This window comes from Solirhodobacter sp. (assembly GCF_964715405.1).
This window is the reverse complement of sequence record NZ_CBAICG010000012.1, coordinates 89,950-96,818: the sequence shown is the minus strand read 5'-3', so window position 1 is coordinate 96,818 and position 6,869 is coordinate 89,950. Positions and strand designations below refer to the sequence as shown.

Sequence of the window (6,869 nt, the reverse complement as noted above, 5' to 3'; positions counted from 1 at the left end):
CGCTGATCGGCGGCGCCGGGGCCGACAGCCTCTACGGCAGCGGCGGCAACGTCACGGCGGATTACTCGGCCTCGGCTGCGGGCGTCACGGTGAACCTGACCAGCGGCACCGGGCTCGGCGGCGATGCGCAGGGCGATGTGCTGTCGGGCATCGCCAACCTGACCGGCTCGGGCGCCAGCGACTCGATGACCGGCGACGGCAACGCCAACGTGATCTACGGCGGGGCGGCGGGCAACGACAGCCTTTACGGCGCGGCGGGCAACGACGCGCTGCACGCCTCGTCGGGCAACAACGCGCTTTACGGCGGGCTCGGCAACGACACGCTGACCGGCGGGCTCGGCAACGACCTGTTGCAGGGCGGCGCGGGCAACGATTCGATCATCGGGGGCGGCGGCAACGACACCGCCGACTTCACCGATTCCGCAACCGGCATCACGCTGACGCTGACCAGCGGCGCGGGCACCGCCACCGGCGACGGCACCGACACGCTGAGCGCCATCGAAAACGTCATCGGCGGCACCGGCAACGACGCGATCACCGGCGACAGCGCCAACAACTGGATCAGCGGTGACCTGCTTGGCAACGACTCGCTCTACGGCGGGGCGGGCGACGATACGCTGGTCGCGGGCGCGGGCAACGACGTGATCAACGGCGGGTCCGGCATGGACTTCGTCGACTACAGCAACGCGACCCAAGGGGTCTCGGTCAACCTCGGGACCGGGGTTGAAACGGGCTATGGCAACGACACGCTGTCGGGCACCGACGGCATCATCGGCTCGGCCTACAACGACACACTGATCGGCTTTGACGGACAGGGCCTGGCGGGGTCGGGCGACGTCTACACCAACATCTTCTACGGCGGCGCGGGCAACGACTCGATCTCGGGCCTTGGCGGCGATGACTCGCTCTACGGCGGCAATGACAACGACACGATCTACGGCGGCGCGGGCAATGATGGCGTCTACGGCGACTCGGGCAACGACACGCTTTATGGCGACGCCGGAAACGACACCGTGGGCGGTGGCGACGGAAACGACCTCGCCTATGGCGGCGACGGCAACGACACGCTGACCGGCGACGCGGGCAACGACACGCTTTATGGCGACGCGGGCAACGACTCGGTCGACGGCGGCACCGGCAACGACTCGCTCTATGCCGGCGCGGGCAACGACACGCTGACTGGCGACGCGGGCAATGACACGCTCTATGGGGACTCGGGCAACAACCTGCTGTACGGCGGCGCCGACGATGACAAGCTTTACGCCGGAACCGGCGGCGACACGCTTTATGGCGGCGACGGCAACGACTCGCTCTATGGCGGGGCGGGCGTCGATCAACTCTACGGCGACGCGGGCAATGACGCGCTTTACGGCAACGGGGCCGGCGATTCGCTTTACGGTGGCGATGGCAGCGACACACTCTATGGTGCGCCGAACGAAAACCTGACCGGCGGCGCCGGGTCCGACGTGTTCTATGCCGCGGCGGGCGACACGATCAACGGCGGAACGGGCGATCAGGACACGCTGAACCTGGCGGGCGACTACCATTTCGTGCCGGTGCCGGGGAATCCCTTCCTCGCCAACGTCGAGGATTCGCTCGGCCATATCGTCGGGCACATCAACTACGACCCGAGCAACGTTCAGAACGGCGTCGTCACCTTCACCGACTCGCATGGCGCGACCACCGGCACGATCAACTTCAACAACATCGAGCATGTCGTGCCCTGTTTCACGCCGGGCACGCTGATCGCCACGCGCGACGGTCTGGTCGCGGTCGAGGCGCTGGTGCCGGGCGATGAGGTGCTGACCCGCGACCGCGGCTATTGCGCACTGCGCTGGGTCGGGCGCAAGACGATCGACGGCGCGCGGCTGGCGGCCGACCCGGCCTTGCAGCCGGTGCTGATCCGGGTGGGCGCACTGGGGCCGGGCGCGCCCGAGCGTGACATGATGGTGTCACGCCAGCACCGGATGCTGGTGCAGGACATCCGCGCCGAACTGCTGTTTGGCGAGGCCGAGGTGCTGGTGCGCGCGCTCCACCTGATCGGCCAACCGGGCATCGAGGCGGTGGCGCCGGACTCGGTGACCTATGTCCATCTGCTGTTCGACGCGCATGAGGTGATCCTCGCCGATGGCGCCTGGAGCGAGAGCTTCCAGCCCGGCGACCGCACCCTGGCCGGGTTCGACGACGCGCAGCGCCGCGAGCTTTACGCGATTTTCCCCGAACTGGCGCTGCCCGCCGCCACCGAGAGCTACGCCGCCGCGCGGATGACGCTGAAGGCGCATGAGGCGCGCGTCCTGTTCCGCGATCGTCAGCCAGCGCTTCGCAGGTCTGCCCGCGCGCTGCCGCCGTCGATCCTGCTGGACGATCCGCGCGCCCTGCCGGTGCCGCAACGCGGCCGCCCGAACGGGCGCGAGGGGCTGACGGCGGTGGCCTGAGGCGGCCTGGAGCGAATTGCGTTTTATCTGATGTGAGGACATCAGAATTCGCCCGAGCCCCGGGGCGAATTCGGATTCACGATGAACGCAATTCGCTTTAGCCCCGGTGGCGCGGCGCAAACAGCGCGCGTACCTCGGCCTCGGAATAATACCCCATCGCCAGATCGTGGGCAACCGCCAGCGGGTCTCGCCGGTCGGGCGGGCCGTAGCCGCCGCCACCCGGCGTGCGCACCTCGACCCGGTCGCCGGGGCTCAGCGGGATGTCCTGCGCCTTCGACAGATGAGCGGGCGTCATCGGCACGTTGTCGCGCCAGATGGTGACCTCGTTCACCGCGCCGTCATGGCCGCCAAGCGCACCCTGCGGCCCGAACCGGCCGTGATCCATCACGAAACTGGCCGTCGCCTGCCCGCGCCGCAGTTCCATCATGTAATCCAGCCCGAAGCCGCCGCGATGTTCGCCCGCGCCGCCCGAGCCTTCGCGCAGGCGGTAGTGGTGGTAGAGCACGGGGAACTGCTGTTCCATGATCTCGACCGGGGGGGCCTTGGAAATGCCGATGGTGGAACAGCCGTTCGTGATGCCGTCGCCCCCGGCCCAGCCGCCATAGCCGCCGCCCGAAAGCTGATACATCACGAAGTCGCGCCCGGTCGCCGGGTCGTGGCCCCCCAGCGCGAAGTTGCCCGAGGTTCCTGCGGGCGCCGCCGTGACGCGGCCGGGCAGCGCGGAGACCAGCGCGGCGAACACCGCCTCGGCGATGCGCTGGCTGACCTCGGCGGCGCAGCCCGAGACCGGGCGGGGGTAACGTGCGTCAAGAAAGGTGCCTTCGATCCCGGTGATGTGCAGCGGTTCAAAGGCCCCGGCGCTGATCGGCACCTCGGGGAAGATGTGGCGCATGGCAAGGTAGACCGACGACAGCGTGGTGGCGCGCACCGAGTTCATCGGCCCGGTGCAGGGCGGCGACGATCCGGCGAAGTCGAAGGTCAGATCGTCGCCGTGCCGGGTGACGGTCAGCCGGATCGCCAGCGGTTCGTTCACCACCCCGTCGCTGTCCACCCAGGCGGTGGCGGTGTGGGCGCCTTCGGGGATCTCGGCGATGAAGGCGCGCATCTGGCGGGCGGCGCGGGTGCTCAGTTCGGCGATGGCTTCGGTCACGGTCGCATCGCCGTAACGGTTCATCAATTCATTCAGGCGATCCTCGCCCACCATCAGGGCGGCGGCCTGCGCCTGCACGTCACCGATGCGCTGATCGGCGACGCGGATGTTGGAACAGATGATCGCGTAGATCTCGGTATCCAGCACGCCCTGCTTGAAGAGGCGCACCGGCGGCAACCGCAGCCCCTCCTGCTCGACCGAGGTGGCCGAGGCGGAAAACCCGCCCGGCACCGCGCCGCCGGTGTCGGGCCAGTGCCCGGTGTTCGACAGCCAGCAGTAAACCTTGGCCCCCCGGTAGAACGGTCGGGCGAAGCGCACGTCCATCAGGTGGGTGCCGCCAAGGTAGGGGTCGTTGACGATGTAGACATCGCCGGGCTGCGGCGCCGGGGTCAGGCCGCTGGCGATCCGCTCGATCAACTGACGGGTCGAATCCTGCATCGTGCCGACGAACACCGGCAACCCGCCCGCGCCTTGGGCGATCAGCGCGCCGTCGGCGGCGGCATAGATGCCGTCGGACCGGTCGTTCGCCTCGGCGATCACCGGCGAGAAGGCGGCGCGGGAAAAGCTCAGGTCCATCTCGTCGCAGACCTGCTGCAAGCCCGCCGCGATGACCGAAAGGGTGATCGGGTCGATCATGGCGCACCTCCGAGGGTGATCAGGATGTTGCCGTCGGCGTCGCCCCGCGCGTGGTCGCCCGGCTCGATCACCACGGTGGTGTCCATCTGCTCGACGATGGCCGGGCCGGTGAGGGTGAAACCGGCGGGCAGGTGGTCGCGCCAGTAGACCGGCGTTTGGTGCCAGGCGCCACCAAAGCGCACCGGACGCGCGCCGGTCTGCGCCTCGGCCAGCGTCGCCCGACGCTGGCCGGCGTCGATGAGCATGGCAAGGTCCAGCCCCGCGCGGCTGCCGATGACGGAGGTGTTGGCGTTCACCACCGCCGCCCGCGCGCCCGGCAGGCGGATGCGGAAGCGGCGGAAATAGACCTCCTCGAACCGCGCTTGCAGTGCCGCGCGAGTCACCGTCGCGTCGTCGAGCGGCACCCGGATCAGGTGGGTCTGGCCACGATACTGCATGTCGACCGAGTGCAGCCTGCGGACAGCCTCGACCACGATCCGCTCCTGCCCGATCAGCGCCTCGCCCTCGGTCGCCTGCGCGCCCAGCACCTGCGCCAGCCGCCCCATGTCGAGCGTGTCGAGCGGGGTATTGAGCGTGTGCACGAAGTCGTGCCGCAGATCGGCCACCACGCAGCCAAGCGCGTTGGTGATCCCCGGCCGCGCCGGGATCAGCACGCGCGGCACCCCCAGTTCACGCGCCAGCGCGGTGGCGTGCAACGGCCCGGCGCCGCCGAAGGCAAAGAGCGTGAAGTCGCGCGGATCGGCCCCGAGCGAGACCGAGACCATGCGGATCGCCCCGGCCATCCGGATGTTGGCCAGCCGGATCACCGCCTCGGCCGCCGCGATCTCGTCCAGCCCCAGTGGCGCGCCGAGCTTATCGCGGAACGCCGCCGCCACCGCGTCGCGCGGCGTGTCGGCGCGGGTGAACTTCGCCGGGTCCAGCCGACCGAGCAGCAGGTTGGCGTCCGAAATCGTCGGCTCGGTGCCGCCGCGCCCGTAGCAGATCGGCCCCGGCTGCGCCCCCGCGCTGTCCGGCCCCACCGCCAGCAGCCCCGCCGCCGTCACCCGCGCGATCGACCCGCCACCGGCACCGACGGTGCGCACGTCGACCATCGGCACATGGATCGGCATCGCGTATTCGATCTCGATCTCGTTCGACACCGGCGGTTCGGCGCCCCGGATCAGCGCGACATCGGTCGAGGTGCCGCCCATGTCGTAGGTGATCAGATCGGGATAGCCGGCGCGGCTCCCGGTATAGGCTGCCGCCATCACGCCGGACGCAGGGCCCGACATCACCGTTTTCGCCGCCTCGCGGCTGACGGTGCGGGCCGAGACCATGCCGCCGTTGCCGTTCATCACCAGCACCTCGCCGCGGTAGCCGCCCGCGCTGAGGTCTGCGGTCAGCCGGGCCAGGTAGCGTTCCAGCAAGGGCTGCACCGAGGCGTTGACCGCTGCCGTCACCCCCCGTTCAAACTCACGGCTTTCCGACAAGAGCGCGTGGCCCATCGTGATATGCGCGTTCGGCCAGAACCGGGCGAGGATCGCCGCCGCGCGCCGTTCATGGTCGGGGTTGGCGTAGGCGTGCAGGAAATGCACCACGACCGAGACGCAGCCCGCGTTCAGAAGCGCGCGCCCCGCCGCCGCCACCGCGGCGTCGTCGAGCGGAATCACCACGGCGCCTTGCACGTCCATTCGCTCGGGCACCTCCAGCCGCAGATCGCGCGGGATGATCGGGACGAAGGCGCCGGTCATGCCGTAGGCCTGCGGCCGGGTGCGGCGGCCCAGTTCCAGCACGTCGCGGAAGCCTTGGGTGGTGATCAGCCCGGTGCGTGCCAGCTTGCGTTCCAGCACCGCGTTGGTGGTGGTGGTGGTGCCGTGCACGATCAGATCGGTCCGCGGCAGGTCGGCGCCCGCGGCCGTCAGCGCGGCCAGCACGCCAAACGCCTGATTGTCGGGGGTCGAGGGCACCTTGGCCAGCCGGACGGTGCCGCTGGCAGGGTCGAACAGGATCAGGTCGGTGAAGGTTCCGCCCACATCGCAGCCGACGATCTGGCCCGCGTCCATGCCCATCTCCCAAACTGTTCGTATGCAAACGATGCCCGCATCGACCGGGCCCTGTCAACGCCGGAAGGGTGCCGCGGCGCGGCGCGCTGGCAGCGATTTTTCGCGCGGACGATCGGATCGAATTTTCGGCGAAAATTCGTGGCTCCGGGCGGGGCGATCCGTCAGCCAAGCCGTGCCAGCAGGGCGACTAACGCCGTCTGCTCGTCGGGCGACAGCGGCGCGAGCGTCTCGGCGGTGATGCGGTGGGCCAGCGGACGGGCCGCGTCATAGGCCGCGCGCCCGGCCGTGGTCGGCGCCAGCATCAGCCGTCGGCGGTCGCCCGCATCGGGCAAGGTCGCCACCAGACCGCGATGGCGCAGCCGGTCCACGACGCCCTTGATCGTGGCCGCGTCCATCGCCGTCGCCCGGCCCAGCGCATTCTGCGAGGTCGGGCCCAGTTCGCACAGCTTGGCCAGCGCGGCGAACTGCGTCGGCGTCAGGCCGGGGATCATCCCGGCGAAGATCGCCAGATGCCGCTGCGTCGCGCGGCGCAGCAGGAATCCCACCTGTTCGTCCAGCCGGTAGCCGTCGGGTTGCGCATCATCCATGCCGCGATGATCCCGTTCG

General features: G+C 69.8%; 4 protein-coding genes. 1 reads left to right on the top strand and 3 read right to left on the bottom strand.

Features of this window, described 5'->3' with window-relative positions; all coding sequences use genetic code 11:
* Nucleotides 1–2,435, top strand: a 2,435-nt coding sequence (locus AC11WY_RS07730) for a Hint domain-containing protein (protein WP_482924137.1), incomplete at its 5' end; no start/stop codon positions are given.
* A 97-nt stretch (nucleotides 2,436–2,532) separates the two neighbouring features.
* Here the strand turns inward: AC11WY_RS07730 and AC11WY_RS07725 are convergent.
* From AC11WY_RS07725 to AC11WY_RS07715, 3 genes are all read right to left on the bottom strand, one after another.
* Nucleotides 2,533–4,221 carry a hydantoinase B/oxoprolinase family protein gene (locus AC11WY_RS07725; RefSeq protein ID WP_482924135.1) on the bottom strand — a complete coding sequence of 563 codons (1,689 nt, stop codon included), beginning with the start codon at nucleotides 4,219–4,221 and terminating at the stop codon, nucleotides 2,533–2,535.
* A complete protein-coding gene (locus tag AC11WY_RS07720; protein WP_482924133.1) occupies nucleotides 4,218–6,263 on the bottom strand; it encodes a hydantoinase/oxoprolinase family protein in 2,046 nt (681 codons plus the stop codon). The genes AC11WY_RS07725 and AC11WY_RS07720 overlap by 4 nt, the downstream gene beginning before the upstream one ends.
* 161 nt (nucleotides 6,264–6,424) lie before the next feature.
* Nucleotides 6,425–6,850, bottom strand: a complete 426-nt coding sequence (locus AC11WY_RS07715) for a MarR family winged helix-turn-helix transcriptional regulator (protein WP_482924131.1) — start codon at nucleotides 6,848–6,850, stop codon at nucleotides 6,425–6,427.
* Nucleotides 6,851–6,869 lie beyond the last annotated feature (19 nt).

Bases quoted from the DNA above. Each gene is read 5' to 3' on its own strand.
- AC11WY_RS07720 (WP_482924133.1), bottom strand. From the start codon at position 6,263: ATGGACGCGGGCCAGATCGTCGGCTGCGATGTGGGCGGAACCTTCACC.
- AC11WY_RS07725 (WP_482924135.1), bottom strand. From the start codon at position 4,221: ATGATCGACCCGATCACCCTTTCGGTCATCGCGGCGGGCTTGCAGCAG.
- AC11WY_RS07715 (WP_482924131.1), bottom strand. From the start codon at position 6,850: ATGGATGATGCGCAACCCGACGGCTACCGGCTGGACGAACAGGTGGGA.